The organism is Pseudomonas sp. Pseusp18 (assembly GCF_059506005.1).
Map to the genome: position 1 here is coordinate 964,658 of NZ_CP169240.1, position 15,343 is coordinate 980,000.

The 15,343-nt window shown below is 58.6% G+C and carries 17 protein-coding genes (1 of these 17 only partly in view); 7 read left to right on the top strand and 10 right to left on the bottom strand.

Going from position 1 to position 15,343, the window contains the following annotated elements; all coding sequences use genetic code 11:
* From ACEN9A_RS04180 to cyoE, 3 genes are read left to right on the top strand one after another with little or no spacing between them, the layout of a single operon-like run.
* Complete coding sequence (locus tag ACEN9A_RS04180; protein WP_258672415.1) at positions 1–627, top strand: cytochrome o ubiquinol oxidase subunit III; 627 nt, start codon at positions 1–3, stop codon at positions 625–627.
* Positions 628–957 carry a cytochrome o ubiquinol oxidase subunit IV gene (cyoD, locus tag ACEN9A_RS04185; RefSeq protein WP_007941629.1) on the top strand — a complete coding sequence of 110 codons (330 nt, stop codon included), beginning with the start codon at positions 628–630 and terminating at the stop codon, positions 955–957.
* An 11-nt stretch (positions 958–968) separates the two neighbouring features.
* Positions 969–1,856 (top strand): heme o synthase, encoded by an 888-nt coding sequence (cyoE, locus tag ACEN9A_RS04190; RefSeq protein ID WP_007941628.1) that lies wholly within the window; start codon positions 969–971, stop codon positions 1,854–1,856.
* Positions 1,857–1,988: 132 nt separating this feature from the next.
* Here cyoE and ACEN9A_RS04195 read toward each other — a convergent pair whose 3' ends face one another.
* From ACEN9A_RS04195 to ACEN9A_RS04210, 4 genes are all read right to left on the bottom strand, one after another.
* Positions 1,989–2,693 carry a hypothetical protein gene (locus ACEN9A_RS04195; protein ID WP_258672416.1) on the bottom strand — a complete coding sequence of 235 codons (705 nt, stop codon included), beginning with the start codon at positions 2,691–2,693 and terminating at the stop codon, positions 1,989–1,991.
* A gap of 136 nt (positions 2,694–2,829) precedes the next feature.
* Positions 2,830–3,345, bottom strand: a complete 516-nt coding sequence (locus ACEN9A_RS04200) for a hypothetical protein (RefSeq protein WP_258672417.1) — start codon at positions 3,343–3,345, stop codon at positions 2,830–2,832.
* 66 nt (positions 3,346–3,411) lie between these two features.
* Entirely contained in the window at positions 3,412–4,935 is a 1,524-nt protein-coding gene (locus ACEN9A_RS04205) for a sensor histidine kinase (protein WP_413388548.1), read from the bottom strand.
* Positions 4,932–5,648, bottom strand: a complete 717-nt coding sequence (locus ACEN9A_RS04210; RefSeq protein WP_018930163.1) for a response regulator transcription factor — start codon at positions 5,646–5,648, stop codon at positions 4,932–4,934. Before ACEN9A_RS04210 ends, ACEN9A_RS04205 begins: the two co-directional genes overlap by 4 nt.
* 152 nt (positions 5,649–5,800) lie before the next feature.
* Here ACEN9A_RS04210 and msrB point away from each other — a divergent pair, with 152 nt between their 5' ends.
* The 3 genes from msrB to msrA are packed head-to-tail and all read left to right on the top strand — an operon-like array spanning position 5,801 to position 8,913.
* Positions 5,801–6,316: a peptide-methionine (R)-S-oxide reductase MsrB gene (gene msrB / locus ACEN9A_RS04215; protein ID WP_019651784.1), complete on the top strand. Its 516-nt coding sequence runs from the start codon at positions 5,801–5,803 to the stop codon at positions 6,314–6,316.
* Between the two features lie 43 nt (positions 6,317–6,359).
* On the top strand, positions 6,360–8,168 hold the full coding sequence (locus ACEN9A_RS04220; protein WP_258672419.1) for a cytochrome c biogenesis protein DipZ: 1,809 nt from the start codon (positions 6,360–6,362) through the stop codon (positions 8,166–8,168).
* A 28-nt stretch (positions 8,169–8,196) separates the two neighbouring features.
* Positions 8,197–8,913 (top strand): peptide-methionine (S)-S-oxide reductase MsrA, encoded by a 717-nt coding sequence (msrA, locus tag ACEN9A_RS04225; RefSeq protein ID WP_258672420.1) that lies wholly within the window; start codon positions 8,197–8,199, stop codon positions 8,911–8,913.
* A gap of 15 nt (positions 8,914–8,928) precedes the next feature.
* On the opposite strand, the gene ACEN9A_RS04230 is transcribed toward msrA, so the two are convergent.
* Together ACEN9A_RS04230 and ACEN9A_RS04235 are read right to left on the bottom strand one after the other, a co-directional pair.
* Positions 8,929–9,942: a sensor domain-containing diguanylate cyclase gene (locus ACEN9A_RS04230; RefSeq protein ID WP_258672421.1), complete on the bottom strand. Its 1,014-nt coding sequence runs from the start codon at positions 9,940–9,942 to the stop codon at positions 8,929–8,931.
* A 75-nt stretch (positions 9,943–10,017) separates the two neighbouring features.
* A complete protein-coding gene (locus ACEN9A_RS04235; RefSeq protein WP_138866847.1) occupies positions 10,018–10,923 on the bottom strand; it encodes a LysR family transcriptional regulator in 906 nt (301 codons plus the stop codon).
* A 102-nt stretch (positions 10,924–11,025) separates the two neighbouring features.
* Between ACEN9A_RS04235 and ACEN9A_RS04240 the strand changes: the two genes are divergently transcribed.
* Positions 11,026–12,201, top strand: a complete 1,176-nt coding sequence (locus ACEN9A_RS04240; protein WP_258672422.1) for an aspartate aminotransferase family protein — start codon at positions 11,026–11,028, stop codon at positions 12,199–12,201.
* A gap of 6 nt (positions 12,202–12,207) precedes the next feature.
* Here the strand turns inward: ACEN9A_RS04240 and ACEN9A_RS04245 are convergent, their stop codons facing one another.
* The 4 genes from ACEN9A_RS04245 to ACEN9A_RS04260 form a co-directional block, all read right to left on the bottom strand.
* Entirely contained in the window at positions 12,208–12,462 is a 255-nt protein-coding gene (locus tag ACEN9A_RS04245) for a Txe/YoeB family addiction module toxin (protein WP_007940443.1), read from the bottom strand.
* Positions 12,459–12,713, bottom strand: coding sequence for a type II toxin-antitoxin system prevent-host-death family antitoxin (locus ACEN9A_RS04250; RefSeq protein ID WP_007940444.1), 255 nt, complete (start codon positions 12,711–12,713; stop codon positions 12,459–12,461). Before ACEN9A_RS04250 ends, ACEN9A_RS04245 begins: the two co-directional genes overlap by 4 nt.
* Positions 12,714–12,941: 228 nt before the next feature.
* Positions 12,942–13,469, bottom strand: coding sequence for a P-loop NTPase family protein (locus tag ACEN9A_RS04255; RefSeq protein ID WP_258672423.1), 528 nt, complete (start codon positions 13,467–13,469; stop codon positions 12,942–12,944).
* Positions 13,470–13,485: 16 nt separating this feature from the next.
* Positions 13,486–15,343: the 3' portion of an alkaline phosphatase D family protein gene (locus tag ACEN9A_RS04260; RefSeq protein WP_258672424.1), read on the bottom strand. 80 nt of this gene lie beyond the right edge of the window; the window shows 1,858 of its 1,938 coding nt (coding positions 81–1,938); its start codon lies beyond the right edge, outside the window — the gene reads right to left on this strand; its stop codon occupies positions 13,486–13,488.

A 15,343-nucleotide genomic window follows, 5' to 3' on the forward strand; every position in this document is an offset into this window, starting at 1 on the left:
ATGTCGAACTTAGTGACCAATGCTGGACACACCCATGTCGATGGACATGGGCATGATGACCATCACCACGACTCGGGCGAGATGACCGTATTCGGTTTCTGGCTCTACCTGATGACCGACTGCATTCTGTTTGCGTCGATCTTCGCAGCGTACGCGGTACTGGTTAACAACGTAGCGGGTGGCCCGTCGGGCCACGACATCTTCGAACTGCCATACGTACTGGGCGAAACCGCTCTGCTGCTGTTCAGTTCGATCACCTACGGCTTCGCCATGCTGGCGTTCTTCCGTGGCAACAAGAAGCAGGTCCTGGGCTGGCTGGCCCTGACCTTCATGTTCGGTGCCGGCTTCATCGGCATGGAGATCAACGAGTTCCACATGCTGATCTCCGAGGGCTATGGCCCTAACCGTTCGGGCTTCCTGTCCGGGTTCTTCACCCTGGTCGGCACCCACGGTCTGCACGTGACCAGCGGTCTGATCTGGATGGCGATCATGATGTACCAGGTGCAGAAAAACGGCCTGACGGCGACCAACAAGACCCGTCTGAGCTGCCTGAGCCTGTTCTGGCACTTCCTGGACGTGGTGTGGATCTGCGTATTCACCGTTGTTTATCTGATGGGGACTATGTAAATGGCTAACGCGCACTCTCATGACGACGCCGGTCACGGCAGCGTCAAGTCCTACGTCATTGGCTTCGTTCTGTCGGTAATCCTGACCCTGATCCCGTTCGGTCTGGTGATGTACCCGTCGCTGCCGAAGTCGCTGACCCTGTGGATCGTACTGGCTTTCGCCGTTATCCAGGTGCTGGTGCACCTGGTGTACTTCCTCCACCTCGACCGTTCCGCCGCGCAGCGTAACAACGTGATTGCGTTTGTTTTCGCCGCGATCGTGATTGTCCTGCTGGTTGGCCTGTCGCTGTGGATCATGTTCAGCATCCACACCAACATGATGGCGAAGTGAGGTAAGTCCGGATGTCCTTTAAGCACTTTATCCAAATCACCAAACCGGGGATCATTTTCGGTAACGTGCTTTCTGTGGCAGGCGGATTTTTCCTGGCCTCCAAAGGGCATGTCGATCTGGCCATTTTCCTGGCCGCGATGATCGGCACGTCCCTGGTCGTGGCTTCCGGTTGCGTGTTCAACAACTGCATCGACCGCGACATCGACCTGAAGATGGAACGCACCAAGAACCGGGTGCTGGTCCAGGGCTTAATCTCCCTGAAACTGGCCCTGGCTTATGCGACCGTCCTGGGTGTCGCCGGCGTTGCGTTGTTGTACAAGGTGGCCAACCCGTTGGCCGCGTTGTTCGCGGTGATCGGTTTTGTCATCTACGTCGGCTTCTACAGCCTGTACCTCAAGCGCAAGTCGGTTCACGGCACGCTGGTGGGCAGTCTGTCGGGGGCGATGCCGCCGGTGATCGGTTACGTCGCGGTCAGCAATAACTTCGACATGGCCGCACTGACGTTGCTGGTGATGTTCAGCTTGTGGCAGATGCCGCATTCCTACGCCATCGCAATCTTCCGCTTCAACGATTACCTGGCCGCATCGATTCCGGTGCTGCCAGTGAAGCGCGGCATTGAAGTGGCCAAGAAACACATCCTGCTCTACATCCTGGCCTTCCTCGTGGCGACCTTGATGCTGACCTTCAGCGGCTACGCCGGCATGAGCTACCTCGCCGTCGCCGCGGCCATGGGCATGTACTGGCTGTACATGGCCTGGACCGGCTACAAGGCAGTGGATGACACGGTCTGGGCACGCAAGCTGTTCGTGTTCTCGATCTTCACCATTACCGCGTTGAGCGTGATGATGTCCCTGGACTTCAAAGTGCCGAGCGAGTTGTTGCTGACGTACGCGCCTTAAGCGTCGGATGCTGTAAAGAAAAGCCCCGCCTTTCGAGAGAAAGGCGGGGCTTTTTCGTTTAATTACGATTGGCATACAGGCAATAAAAATCCCCGCTCTGATGGCGGGGATTTTTGTGTGCAGCGTTTAGCGTTATTGCGCAGTGATGCTGTAGCCGTCGAACGCGGTTTGTTGCTGAAGCGCGGTGATGATGTTCTTGCGGTTGACCGCTTGTTCGGCCCCGGCGTTGTCCAGGAACGTTTCGCTTTCCAGCTCCGCTTCTTCGCCTTCACCGACGAAAGTGAAGCCCAGGAATTCCAGCGCTTCACGGTCAACGTTCAGGCGCGAGCGTGGGGTGCGCAGGGGCAGGGTGACGCTGATGCCGTCCTTGCTGATGGTGAACACTTCGACTTCTTTTTTGGCGCGAGCCGCTTTGCTCTTGCCGCTGCTCGGGTTGCTGATGGCTTGGTGAGTCTGGTTCAGCACTTTCAGCGCCAGGCCATAAACGATTTCCTGGAACGCCGGGTCGTCCTTGAAGCTGGACAGAATGCGGCTGATCGGGAATTTGCTGCTCAGGTCTTCCAGGGCGGCAATATCGGCCGCTTCGGCGTCTTTCAATTGCTTGAGTTCGCCCATCAATTCGTAGGCTTTATCGTCATCGAAGCTGTCGTGAGCCTGGCGAATCGCGGCGCGCAGTTCGCGGATCTGGTCGCTTTCCCGGGTGGATTGAAAAGCGTCCAGAACCATCTCGCTGATGGTCTTGGCCTGAGGCACGTGTTGTGAAAGATTGATGGAGTTTTCGTATTCCGCTTTGGACGACAAGGTGACTACGGATTCAGCGGTATTGGAATCGGACATTGAAATTTCACTACTTCTTTAACTTGGATTGAGGCGAGAAAGCACGGGGCTTTTTCAGGCCGCCTAATCTATTGGACCAGCGCTGTGTTGTCACGGATGAACCGGTGGCTGGTCTGCATTTTTGGTGAGAGCGCTTTTAGCCGACTGACATCTGCGGGCGTTTTGCCTGGAGTGTCAGCAGCACCCGATAAAGTTTCAGCGCCCGCCCGCTGATCAATCCGCAGACAAAACCCGACGCCGTAGCCTTGAGCAGCACCATCTCAACCGTGACGGCGAACTCCGGATGCACCTCATCCTGATAGCCGAAGTAATAGTTCACGGCAAAAAACAGCAGGTAGAGCACCAGTGTTTTAACCGTGCCCGGCACGATCAGCCCGGTTTCCGGATCATCCAGCTCAATACCTTTGCGCGCAAATACAACCAGTGCCGCGAGGCTGCCCAGAATGACGGCGGCCAACCAGCAGCCAATCGATATTTGAGGGCTCAGCGTCAGGTTCAGCGAGTACAACGACCAGCCGAGCAACAGCGGTGGAGTGACAAGCAACGACGTTTTGCTTTCATGGGTGGGGGACAAGGCTTTGACGCCGTAGTAACAGAGCAGCAGAAAGATCGCATAAACCCATAGCGGGGTGTTTTGCAGGGTGTTGAGCATTACGTAGCGTCCGTGCCGGGAATGAAGAGTCCGGATAATAGCTGCTGCCATGGCCGATGCTATCGACTATTTCCCCGTCGAATTCATATTCATCGAACGAGTCATCCACTGCTCCGCCGTTTGCTCATCCACCGGCAAGGAGAAGCGAAAAGTCGCGCCGCGTCCCGGCACATCGATCAGCTCGATCTCGCGACCGTGCAATTGCAGTATCCGGTGCACGATCCGCAATCCCAGCCCGCCATCGCGCCGTGCGCCGCCAATGTTGAATGGACGCAGAAACAGACCTTCGCGTAATTCGGGGGTTATGCCGGGGCCGGTGTCGCTGACGGTCACTTCGATAAAAGACCCTTGAGGGCGGAGGCTGAGTTCGATTTCTCCACCTTGGGGGGTGTGGCGCAGGGCGTTATCGAACAGGTTGGTCAGCACCCGCTCAATCAGCCCCAGGTCGGCGCAGGCCACGGCGACGTTGGGGGCGAAGGTGGCCTTGAGTTCGATCTGGCGCGCTTCGGCGCTGAGTTCGAATTTCTGAAAAATGTCCTGCACCAGATCGGTCAGGGAGAAACGCTCCAGCACCGGTTGCACGAAACCGTGTTCCAGCCGCACCAGTTCCAGCAGTGATTGCGCCAGGCCGCCAACCTTGCGGCTTTGATCCAGGGCGATTCCCAGATAACGACGGCGATCGGCGGGGGACAAGGTGGCGTCCTTGAGCGACAGGGTTTCCAGGTAACCGTGCAGCGAGGCCAGCGGTGTGCGCAGGTCGTGGGAGATGTTGGCCACCAGTTCGCGACGCTCCTGATCCTGACGGGTCAGCGAGCGCCATTGTTCACCGAGGCGCGCTTGCATCTGCCGAAAGGCCGCGTCGAGTACGGCTATCTCATCATGGCTGGCGGCCTTTTCTATCGGCTCCGGCTCAGGTTCGGGCGAAGCGGTCGGAACACCGTTGATATCAAACTGACTGACTTTCTCGGTCAAACGACGCAATGGCCGGGTGATCAGGGCAAATGCCGTGAGGCCGGCAATCAGGCACAGCAACGCCACCAGCCCAATGGACAACAATGCGGTATTGAGCGCGGCGCTGGTGGCACCGCGTTCGGCGAAGCGGTCATGCGCTTCGCTGAGCAACACCACATATAGATAACCGGCCGGCTGACCGTTGACCCGCAAAGGCGCGGCGCTGAACACCTTGCGACCGTCGACGCTGCGCGGATCGTCGCCGAGAATCGGCAATGCCTCGCCTTTGAGCAACCGCTGGATCGGCGCCAGATCGACCTGCTCCCGGCGTATCCGCCCCTCGGGCGCGGCGCTGCCGACAATTCGGCCCCCGGTATCCAGCAGATAGACTTCTACACTGGGATTGACCAGCATCAGTTGGCTGAACAGTTCGCGCACGGCATTGGGCATCGGGCCATTGCGGTCCATCAGCACGGTGTCGTGGGCAATGTGTTGCGCCAGATCCCGCGACAAGCCTTGCACCACTTCCAGTTCATGCATCTGACTGGAACGCACCTGCATCCATGCCGAGGTGCCGCAGCACACCAGCAACAGCACGGCGAACACCAGGGACAGGCGTTGAGTCAGGGTCAGCCTCATGGCTGCTCTCCGCTTGCTGCGAATTTGTAGCCACGGCCCCACACCGTGAGGATGCGCGCCGGTTGCGCCGGATCGGCCTCGATCTTTGCCCGCAGGCGGTTGATATGAGTGTTGACCGTGTGTTCATAGCCTTCGTGGCTGTAGCCCCACACCGCATTGAGCAGGTCCATGCGCGAGAAGACTTTGCCGGGCTGACGGACAAAGAAGTACAGCAGGTCGAATTCCCGTGGCGTGAGGTCAAGACGCCGGCCGTCGAGGGAGACTTCACGGGTGATCGGGTCGATGGACAGGCCATCGCTGATCAGACTGCCAGCATCCATTTTCAGATTGCGAGCCATGGCGTCGACCCGTCGCAGCAGCGCCTTGACCCGTGCCACCAGCTCGAGCATGGAAAAGGGTTTGGCCAGGTAATCGTCGGCGCCCAGCTCCAGTCCCAGAATCCGATGTACTTCGCTGGAGCGCGCACTGGTGATGATGATCGGTGTGTAACGGGCCATGGCCCGGGCGCGGCGGCAGATTTCCAGGCCATCGACGCCGGGCAGCATCAGGTCGAGGATCAGTGCGTCCCAGCTTCCTTGCTGCAACAGACGCATGCCCTCGTCGCCGTCGGCGCAGTGCACTACCTCGAACTGCTCATCGCGCAGATGCAGGCAGATAAGGTCGGCGATGTGCAGGTCGTCCTCGACCACCAGGACGCGTTTGGTCTGTTCCATGGAGCTCAATCCTTTGTGACGCAATGAACACATTGTGCGGGTTTTCCTGAGGTTGAGTTATCACGAATTATTTAACTCCTCGTGAGGATTTGGCGATCAACTCAAGCCTAGGCTGTGTTCCATGCAAGGCACCTGGAATTTTGGAGAAGGCCATGTTTTCACGGCGACAGTTTCTTGTAGCGAGCGGCGGGCTGGGGGCTGCAGCCCTGGTGATCGGTGTATTGCCAAAATTTTCCACAAGCGTTGCGCTGGTCGATGAAGCCCGCGCGCAGGAGGTTTTCGAGGTGACCCACAGCGACAGCGAATGGCGTGCCCGGCTCAGCGCCGAGCAGTACGAAATACTGCGCGAAGAGGGCACCGAACGGGCCTACAGCAGCCCGCTGAACAACGAGCACCGCAAAGGCGTTTTTGCCTGCGCCGGTTGTGATCTGCCGTTGTTTTCTTCCGACACCAAGTTCGACAGTCGTACTGGCTGGCCGAGTTTCTGGGCCCCCCTGGACAACGCGGTGGCCACCCGACAGGACCGCTCCTTCGGTGTATTGCGCGAAGAGGTGCACTGTCGTCGTTGCGGCGGTCATCTGGGGCATGTCTTCGAGGATGGGCCAAAGCCCACCGGTCTGCGCTACTGCATGAACGGCCTGGCGCTGACCTTCAAGCCACAGGCGTGATCCATGGACACTTCCTTTCACTCACTTCATGCAGGTCGACGATATGTGGCTTCTGGTCCTCGCTTATCTCGGTGGTGTGCTGACGATTGTCAGCCCGTGCATTCTGCCGGTATTGCCCTTTGTCTTCGCTCGTACCGGGCAGCCGTTTATTAAAAGTGGCTTGCCGCTGCTGGCGGGGATGGCGCTGACCTTCGCGCTCGTCGCCTCGTTGGCGGCGGTGGGCGGCGGTTGGGTGGTGCAAGTCAATCAATACGGTCGCTGGCTCGCGTTGCTGTTCGTTGCACTGTTCGGGTTGACGCTGTTGCTGCCGCAGCTGGCCGAACGCCTGACGCGTCCATTGGTGGCGGCCGGCGGTCGGCTGTCGCAAGCCGCGGGCGTAGATTCCCGGCCGCGTCCCGGCGCTTCATTCCTGATCGGCGTCGCCACGGGCCTGCTCTGGGCACCCTGCGCCGGACCGATTCTGGGTTTGCTGCTGACCGGTGCGGCGCTGCAAGGGGCAAGCATCGCGACCACCCTGTTGTTATTGGCTTACGCGGCCGGCGCCGCCACTTCTCTCGCTGCGGCACTGCTGCTGGGCGGTAAGGTCTTCGCCGCAATGAAGCGCTCGATAGGCGCTGGCGAGTGGCTACGTCGTGGCCTGGGCGTCGCGATGCTGGTTGGTGTGGTGGCGATTGCCCTTGGGCTGGATACCGGGATTCTGGCGCGGGTTTCTACGGCGTCCACCGGCGGCATCGAGCAGGTGCTGGTTAACCGATTGGCCAGTAAGACACCGGCCAACAGCGGGACAATGATGGCGCAGATTCCACGGGCCGGCGATCAACCCGCCGGCAGCATGATGGCCGCTGGCGATGCGATGAAAGTGACCGCGAAGGCGCCGAACGCGCTGCCGATTGAGGGCAGCCTTCCATCCCTGGACGGCGCCGTGCAATGGCTCAACTCGCCCCCACTCACCGCTCAGGCGTTGAAGGGCAAGGTCGTGCTGGTGGATTTCTGGACTTACTCCTGCATCAACTGCCTGCGCACCCTGCCGTATGTGAAGGCCTGGGCCGAGAAGTATCGCGATCAGGGTTTGGTGGTGATCGGTGTCCATGCGCCCGAGTTTGCCTTCGAGCGGGATGTAGGCAATGTCACCAAAGCCATGAAGGACCTGGGCATCACCTACCCGGTGGCCATTGATAATGACTACAAGATCTGGCGTGCTTTCAACAACGAATACTGGCCGGCCCATTACTTTGCCGATGCTCAGGGACGCATTCGTTATCACCATTTTGGTGAAGGCAAGTACGCCGAATCCGAGCAAGTGATTCAGCAACTATTACGTGAGGCGGGAGCTGCGAAAGTCGCGCAGGGGCTGATCAATGCCAACGCCCAGGGTGTTCAACTCGCCCCGGACATGAATGAAGTGCAATCCCCCGAAACCTATGTCGGCTACCGGCGGATGGAGCATTTCGCCTCTGAAACCAGCCTGGTGCCGGATAAGGCGACTGCCTATAAGCCACCGTCACAACTGGCCCTCAATGACTGGAGCCTGGATGGTCAATGGGCTGTCGGTCCGGAGCGGGCCGTTTCAAACGCTGCGGCCAGTCGTATCGTCTATCGCTTTCACGCTCGCGACTTGCACTTGGTGTTGGGCCCCGGTGCTGACGGCAAACCGGTGCGTTTCAAAGTGTTGATCGACGGCAAGCCCCCAGGTGATGCCCACGGTATCGACGTCGCGCCTGATGGCCGCGGCAGCGTCACCGAGCAGCGGTTGTATCAACTGGTACGCCAGACCACAGGCGTAAAGGACCGGACTTTCAGCATCGAGTTTCTCGATCCGGGTGTGTCGGCGTATGCGTTTACCTTTGGTTGATAGCCCCCATTCATTCAGGAGACAGCCCATGAAAACCCCATTCAACTGGCGTCGCACATTTCTGGGTTTGGCCGCCGCCAGCGTTATCGGTCAGTGCTCTGCATTCTCGTTCGCAGGCGCCGAAGAGGCGGTCGTCATCCCGGCGCCGACGCTTGACGAAACCACCCAGGCGCACAGCGAAACGGCGGTTTTTGCCGGCGGTTGCTTCTGGGGCGTCCAAGGCGTGTTTCAGCATGTCAAAGGGGTGAAAAATGCGGTTTCCGGTTATGCCGGTGGCGCAGCCAATACCGCTCAATACGAACGGGTCAGCGAGGGTGACACCGGCCATGCGGAGGCTGTCGAAGTGACCTTCGATCCTGCTCAGGTCAGTTACGGAACCCTGTTGCAGATCTATTTCTCGGTGGCCCACAACCCCACCGAACTCAACCGCCAGGGCCCGGACCGAGGCACTCAGTATCGGTCGGCGCTATTCCCGAAAAGCACCGAACAGCAACGCGTCGCCCAGGCCTACATCACCCAGCTCGGTGCTGCCCATTCGTTCAACAAACCGATTGTCACCAAGCTGGAAAGCTACAACGGTTTCTACCCGGCGGAGGAGGAACATCAGGATTTTCTGACCGAGCACCCGACGTACCCCTACATCGTGATCAATGACCTGCCGAAAGTGTCGCAGTTGAAGCAGCTATATCCGGATCGGTATCAGGAAAAACCAGTATTGGTGAAAGCGGGCATGCAGGGCGGCTGACAGGACGGAGTCGCCTCACCCAGAAATCAGGTTCTTGCCCGCGATTTTCGACCGATACAACGCCTGATCGGCCCTGGCCAGCAACCCGGTCTGTTGTTCTTCTTCAAAGCGCTGCACCACGCCAAAACTCATGGTCACTTGATAGTCCCCGACCGGCAGCAGGCTCGCCAGGCCATGACGGATTCTTTCAGCGAGTGACCTGGCGTCGGCCAACAAGGTATTGGGCAAAATCAGGATGAATTCGTCACCGCCCCAGCGCGCCAACAGATCGCCTTTGCGCACGCAGTGCTTCACACTCTCGATCACTTGCACCAACGCTGCATCTCCCAGGGCGTGACCGTAGTGATCGTTGATGTTTTTGAAGTCATCGAGGTCCATGGCGATCAGCGACAGGGGTTCGCGGAAGCGTTGGGCGCGGTCGCATTCCTTGGGCAGGGTTTTCTCCAGTCGATAGCGATTGGCGATGCCGGTCAGCACATCGGTTTCTGCCAATTTGCGATTTTCTTCGAGTTGAGTCTGTAACTGCTGATTGACCCGGGACAACTCCCGAGTGCGTTCCTTGACGATGGCTTCCAGGGATTGATTACGCCGCTCCATTTCTTCGATCAGGCGTTTCTTGTCTTCGATGCTGCGGTGCGCGCCGATCATTCGCGCCACCGAGCCGTCGGCATTACGTGCCAGCACGTAGCCGCGATCCTCGATCCAGGTGTAAGTGCCATCGCGCATGCGGCAGCGATACTCGGCCTGATAACCGGGAGCGCGCTGATCCAGGTAGTCATCAAACAACGCCATGACCCGCGAATAGTCGTCGGGGTGGATCACGTTTTCCCAGGTCAACACATTGTTATCCAGGGAATGAGGCGTATAGCCGAGCATCTCGTACCACCCGGGGTTGCGATAGACGAACCCGGTGTTGGCGTTCCAGTCCCAGATACCATCGCTGACCAGTTCCAGAATGGTGTGCAGCATGTCTTCGTTAAAATCTGACAGATCGAACTTCAACGGCTCGATTTTCGATGCCTCACCCATCATCGGTCTCCCTGCCGTCCTGATATTAACGTGACTCGTCAGTCGAGGAGATTAGTTCATGGCGTATTGCCCCGGCTAGTGCTTGCCCCACCACTGCAGTGCAAAGTCAACGAAGCTGCGCAATTTCGGCAAACGGTAGCGGTCCTGGGCATACACCAGGTTCATCGGCCGACTTGGCAGTTGGTAGTCCTGCATCAAGGCCACCAGTTTTCCGTCCCGAAGGTCTTGCTCCACCAGCGCATCGGGCACCATCACGATGCCCATGCCGGTTCGCGCTGCTTGATGCAGCCCCGCCGAGCTGTTGATCAACATCGGCCCGCTGACCGCCACCATGACTTCACCTTCGGGCCCCTTCAGGCGCCATTGTTTGGCTACCGAGTGCCAGTCATCTCCGGCCGGGTAGGCGAAGGCCAAACAGTCATGGTGTTGCAGGTCGGCGGGTTTCTCCGGTGTGCCTCGACGCTCCAGATAATCCTTCGATGCGCACAGGGTCATCGTGTAGTCGATGAGCGGGCGAGAAATCATGTTGGACAGTTCGGTCGTGCCCAGACGAATCGCCACGTCGAAACCGTTGTCGAGCAAGTCCAGGCGCTGGTTGGTCAAAACGACGTCGAGTTTGACTTGCGGACAGCGCAGGGTGAATTCGCTCAGGGCCGGCGCGAGCCGTTCTGTGCCGAAGGTCAGCGGTGCGGTGATGCGCAGAGTGCCGCTCGGCTCATCGAGGGTTTGTTCGGCCAGGCGTTCGGAATCAGCCACCAGCCCCAGCACTTCGAGACACCGCTGATAGTACGCCGTGCCGAATTCCGTCAAACGCTGACGCCGTGTCGTACGGTTGAGCAAGCGCACACCCAGGCGTTGCTCCAGAGCCCGCAGGTGATTACCGACCATGGTCGTGGACATTTCGCATTGCAAAGCGGCGGCGGTCATGCTGCCGGCTTCCACCACTCTTACGTAAACCGTCATTGCCTGGAATAAATCCATTATCAAGCCCAGCTTTAAAATGATTGAAGTGTTGCAATGTTTATCCAGCTCAGGTGGCTAACCATACTGCAAAAACACCGACCATTGATGGAGCTTGATGTCATGACCGCCACCTGCCTGATGAGCACTTACCAACCACTGGCCCTGAGTTTCAGCAAAGGCCTGGGCACGCGCCTGTGGGATCAGGCCGGTCGTGAATACCTGGACGCGGTGGCGGGTGTGGCGGTGACCAACGTCGGCCATTCCCACCCGCGAATCGTGTCGGCCATCAGCGAACAGGCCGGGTTGCTGTTGCATACTTCCAACCTGTACAGCATCGACTGGCAACAGCGGCTGGCGCAGAAACTGGTTCGGCTATCGGGCATGGAGCGGGCGTTCTTCAATAACTCCGGTGCCGAAGCCAACGAAACCGCGCTGAAACTGGCGCGGCTTTACGGCTGGCACAAAGGCATCGAGCAGCCGCTGATAGTGGTCATGGAGAACGCTTTCCACGGCCGGACCCTCGGCACCTTGTCGGCCAGTGACGGCCCGGCGGTGCGCCTGGGGTATAACAAGTTGCCGGGGGACTTCATTAAAGTGCCATTCGGCGACCTTGCTGCCCTGGAGAAGGCGCAGAAAGCCCACGGCCCACGCATTGTGGCGATTCTGATGGAGCCGATTCAGGGCGAAAGTGGTGTGCAAGTGGCGCCGCCCGGTTATCTCAAAGCGGTGCGCGAGCTCTGTGACCGGCGCGCCTGGTTAATGATGCTCGACGAAATCCAGACCGGCATCGGCCGTACCGGCCAGTGGTTTGCGTTCCAGCACGAAGGCATCATCCCGGACGTCATGACCTTAGCCAAAGGCCTGGGTAACGGAGTGCCCATCGGTGCCTGCCTGGCCCGGGGCAGAGCCGCAGATTTGTTCACACCCGGCAGCCACGGCAGTACATTCGGCGGCAATCCGCTGGCGTGTCGGGTGGGTTGCACCGTGCTGGAGATCATCGAGGAACAAGGCCTGCTGGAAAACGCCAGACTTCAGGGCGAACGCCTGCTTGCCAGATTGCGCGTCGAACTGGCCGACGACCCGAACGTCCTGGCGATCCGCGGCCAGGGCTTGATGGTCGGCATCGAACTCGCCCAACCAATCCGCGACCTGACCCTGATCGCCGCACGGGATCACGGTTTGCTGATCAACGTGACACGGGGCAAGACCATTCGCCTGCTGCCACCGCTGACGATCGATGAGCGGGAAGTGGAAATGATTGTCAGAGGAGTGGGGCGGGCGGTGAAAGCGGCCTGAATGTGCTCAGTAGTGATACCTGCAAAGCACGATGCGCACCTCACCATTCTCGATTGCATAAACCAGACGATGCTCGGAGGTGATTCGGCGTGACCAGAGGCCGCTCAGGTTGTGTTTGAGCGGTTCAGGTTTCCCCAAACCTTCGAAGGGCTCACGCAGGATCGCCTTGATCAGTAGGTTGATTCGTTTGAGCCCGGCCTTATCGTTTTGCTGAAACCACAAATAGTCGTCCCAGCCTTCAGGAGTGAACTCGATATTCATTCTTCGATAAGTTGCCTGACTTTGGTCTTCCCTGCTCGCAGGTTACCGATTGATTTGATCAGCCGCTCGGCATTGGCTGGAGAACGGAGCAGATAGGCTGTCTCTTCGAGAGCGTTGTACTCCGCCAGAGACATCATCACCACAGGTTCGCCTTTCTGGCGGGTAACCAGCAATGGGGCACGGTCTTCGTTGACCCGATCCATGGTTTCGGCCAGATGTGCACGTGCGGTGGTGTAGTTGATGGTTTGCATGTTGTAGTCCTCGCTCAATGCAAAGAACGTACAGAAATGAGTACATGATGACAAGGCGACACCTACGAGTGGTCATTACGCAGACGACATATCCACGCTTGGGTTAAAGTATCGCTGAAGCTTCTTCAAGACGTTTCTGCGAACGATGTAATCCCATTCTGACAATCTCGCCAGCTAGTCGTGTCCAATGTAGGAGTCCGATTCGCACGCAGAAAACGGCAGGGACGATCAGTCGGTTGGTTGCACCGCACTGACGAAAGCCGAGACTTCAGCCTGATTCATCAGTTGGCGTTTCGAACCGCTAAACCCTTCAAACAAACGCTGATGCGCGGCAAACCCACTGGAGTCTTCGCGAGTACGGTAGCTACCGGCCCAATCGAGTAACGCAATCATCAACTCTTCCTTCTCGTCCCGCGTCGCTTCTCGCTGGCGAATGTTGCTCACACAATCTTCGTCCTCCAGACACAGCCAGATCAGCGCAGTGGCCTGCTCCAGAAGTTCGCTGACCATCCAGCCGTAAACACCCTCGATAACCCAGCGCTCTTCACTCGCCGCCACCCGCGCCATTCCCAGTGCTTCGTTGCGGGGACGGGCGATGCTGTGTTCATCGGATACCCAGTGAATCAGGTCGAGATCGGTCCAAGGCACTTGCAGATGCTCGGCCAGTCGTTTGGCCAGCCAGCTCTTGCCCGAGCCGGAGTTGCCGATGATCAGGGTTCGAGTGAGGTTTAGGGTCGCCGGGTAATGATTGCTCATGGTCGTTCGTGCAAAGTCAGTCGGCTGTTTCGGACATTTCTGGCGCAATCATTCGCGTCTTCGGCGATCCATCTGCATTGAATTGATAAATTTCCTGTGGCTGGCCCTTTTCATTGAAGAACACTTGGCCAATTCCTGCCGAGTTCCACAGCCGTTCCCCAGCTTCGGCGTGTTCGGGAATGTGCGGAACAATGCGCATGCGTCGGCGTTTGGTCAGCCAGTTAAGGGGGGAGCGGGGCGAGTAGAGCCAACGGTTGAGGCGGTCGAACCATTCGAGCAGGGCGGGTGGGAATTCGTTTTTGATGCCGCTGCTGGTGATCTGCCAGATACGCGGACCGGCCTTGCGGTGTCGGATCAATACTTCATAGACGAAGGAATAGTGCACATCACCGGACAGCACCACGTAGTTACCGGGTGTGCGGGAGTGTCGGAAAATATTCAGGATCACCTGCGCCGCGCCGCGATGAGCCATCCAGTTTTCGGCGTCCACCAGCAGTGGATAACCGCACCAGCTGAACACTCGCTGCACCGTTTCGATCAGTTTGACGCCGAAGATCGGCGCCGGTGAAACGATGATCGCCGAAGGATGATCGAGCAAATCCTGTTGCAGCTCACTGAGCGCTTCCCAATCCAGCAGGCCTGACGGCTGCTTGAGGTTCATCTCGCTGCGCCAGCGCCGGGTGCGGGTGTCGAGCACCACCAGCGCCGGGCGGGTGGGCAGCACGTAATGCCACTGCTGAAAACTCAGCAGTTCATCGATCAATTCGTCCTGGACCTCGCTGTCGAGGTGATGGTCTTGCCCCGTGACGCTCAATAACCGGGCTTTTTCCAGTACGCTGCCAAACGCATCCGGGTTGTTACCCCAACCCTGACACAACATATAAGCAAGCAGCGCGTTGCCGATGATGCGCTTGGAGAACGGATGGTTGTAGGCCGTTTCCTCCCATTGCGCAGAAAGATTCCAGTCATCGGTAATATCGTGGTCATCGAAAATCATCAGGCATGGCAAATGCGCCATCGCTCGCGCGACGCCACCCAGCCCCGCCTTGAACCCATCGATGCGCGTCTGCTCCAGGGCATAACGCTTGCGTCGTTCGGGCGTCAGTGTCGGTGGTTGCGGCGCGATCAACGTCCAGGGCGTTGGCGACCACACCAGCAGGTACATGGCCATGACTTCGGCGAAGGTCACCAAATGATTGTCGGCGCTGCTGCTGGTGAAAATCGGCTTACTCACCCCACCGAAAAATCGCTCGCGCAGGGTTTCGTTGCTCTCAAGCGCCGGTAACAAATCCGCACGATGGTAGTAACTGGCCGGATGTTCGTAGAGTCTGGCGCTGTCGCTGACTACTGCGCCGTCGAGGTGTTCGTCGAACAACCCCAGATGTTCGATCAAGGCATGAATCGCACGCAACATCGGCCCCGCGACATCATCTGCATACACCTGATCGCCGCTCATCATTAATAGAGCAGGACGCTTGCTTGCGTCCGGCTCTGACGCGAGCAACCGGTCGACACACAGCAAGCCATCGGCCGCCGGATGGTGAGGTTTACGGCAGGAGCCATGCAGCAACTGATCGATCTGTGAGCGCAACACAAAGTTCGGGCAGCGCGCTTCGCCATATAGTAGGTGAGGTGCCCACTCGGCGATGCCCGACGGAGCGCCATCCGCCTCGGTGATCAGCAGGTCGTACTCGATCAGCGTGTCGCAGGGTAGGGCGGTGTTCAGCGGTACATCGATTAGATGAATAAAGGCATGAGTGCCGACGGGAATGATCGTGCATTGATCCGCATTGAGGCGGATATCGATGCCTTGCAGGCGCAGCGTCAGCGCCAGCGAACGCGACCCGACCAGCCATAGCACCAGCCGCGCAGGT

Excerpts from the sequence above, each read along its gene's own strand:
- ACEN9A_RS04245 (WP_007940443.1), bottom strand. The coding sequence starts at position 12,462 with ATGAATATCGAGTTCACTCCTGAAGGCTGGGACGACTATTTGTGGTTT.
- ACEN9A_RS04205 (WP_413388548.1), bottom strand. The coding sequence starts at position 4,935 with ATGAGGCTGACCCTGACTCAACGCCTGTCCCTGGTGTTCGCCGTGCTG.
- ACEN9A_RS04180 (WP_258672415.1), top strand. The coding sequence starts at position 1 with ATGTCGAACTTAGTGACCAATGCTGGACACACCCATGTCGATGGACAT.
- cyoE (WP_007941628.1), top strand. The coding sequence starts at position 969 with ATGTCCTTTAAGCACTTTATCCAAATCACCAAACCGGGGATCATTTTC.
- ACEN9A_RS04255 (WP_258672423.1), bottom strand. The coding sequence starts at position 13,469 with ATGAGCAATCATTACCCGGCGACCCTAAACCTCACTCGAACCCTGATC.
- ACEN9A_RS04235 (WP_138866847.1), bottom strand. The coding sequence starts at position 10,923 with ATGGATTTATTCCAGGCAATGACGGTTTACGTAAGAGTGGTGGAAGCC.
- ACEN9A_RS04250 (WP_007940444.1), bottom strand. The coding sequence starts at position 12,713 with ATGCAAACCATCAACTACACCACCGCACGTGCACATCTGGCCGAAACC.
- ACEN9A_RS04240 (WP_258672422.1), top strand. The coding sequence starts at position 11,026 with ATGACCGCCACCTGCCTGATGAGCACTTACCAACCACTGGCCCTGAGT.
- msrA (WP_258672420.1), top strand. The coding sequence starts at position 8,197 with ATGAAAACCCCATTCAACTGGCGTCGCACATTTCTGGGTTTGGCCGCC.
- ACEN9A_RS04195 (WP_258672416.1), bottom strand. The coding sequence starts at position 2,693 with ATGTCCGATTCCAATACCGCTGAATCCGTAGTCACCTTGTCGTCCAAA.
- ACEN9A_RS04200 (WP_258672417.1), bottom strand. The coding sequence starts at position 3,345 with ATGCTCAACACCCTGCAAAACACCCCGCTATGGGTTTATGCGATCTTT.
- ACEN9A_RS04220 (WP_258672419.1), top strand. The coding sequence starts at position 6,360 with ATGTGGCTTCTGGTCCTCGCTTATCTCGGTGGTGTGCTGACGATTGTC.
- msrB (WP_019651784.1), top strand. The coding sequence starts at position 5,801 with ATGTTTTCACGGCGACAGTTTCTTGTAGCGAGCGGCGGGCTGGGGGCT.
- ACEN9A_RS04210 (WP_018930163.1), bottom strand. The coding sequence starts at position 5,648 with ATGGAACAGACCAAACGCGTCCTGGTGGTCGAGGACGACCTGCACATC.
- cyoD (WP_007941629.1), top strand. The coding sequence starts at position 628 with ATGGCTAACGCGCACTCTCATGACGACGCCGGTCACGGCAGCGTCAAG.
- ACEN9A_RS04230 (WP_258672421.1), bottom strand. The coding sequence starts at position 9,942 with ATGGGTGAGGCATCGAAAATCGAGCCGTTGAAGTTCGATCTGTCAGAT.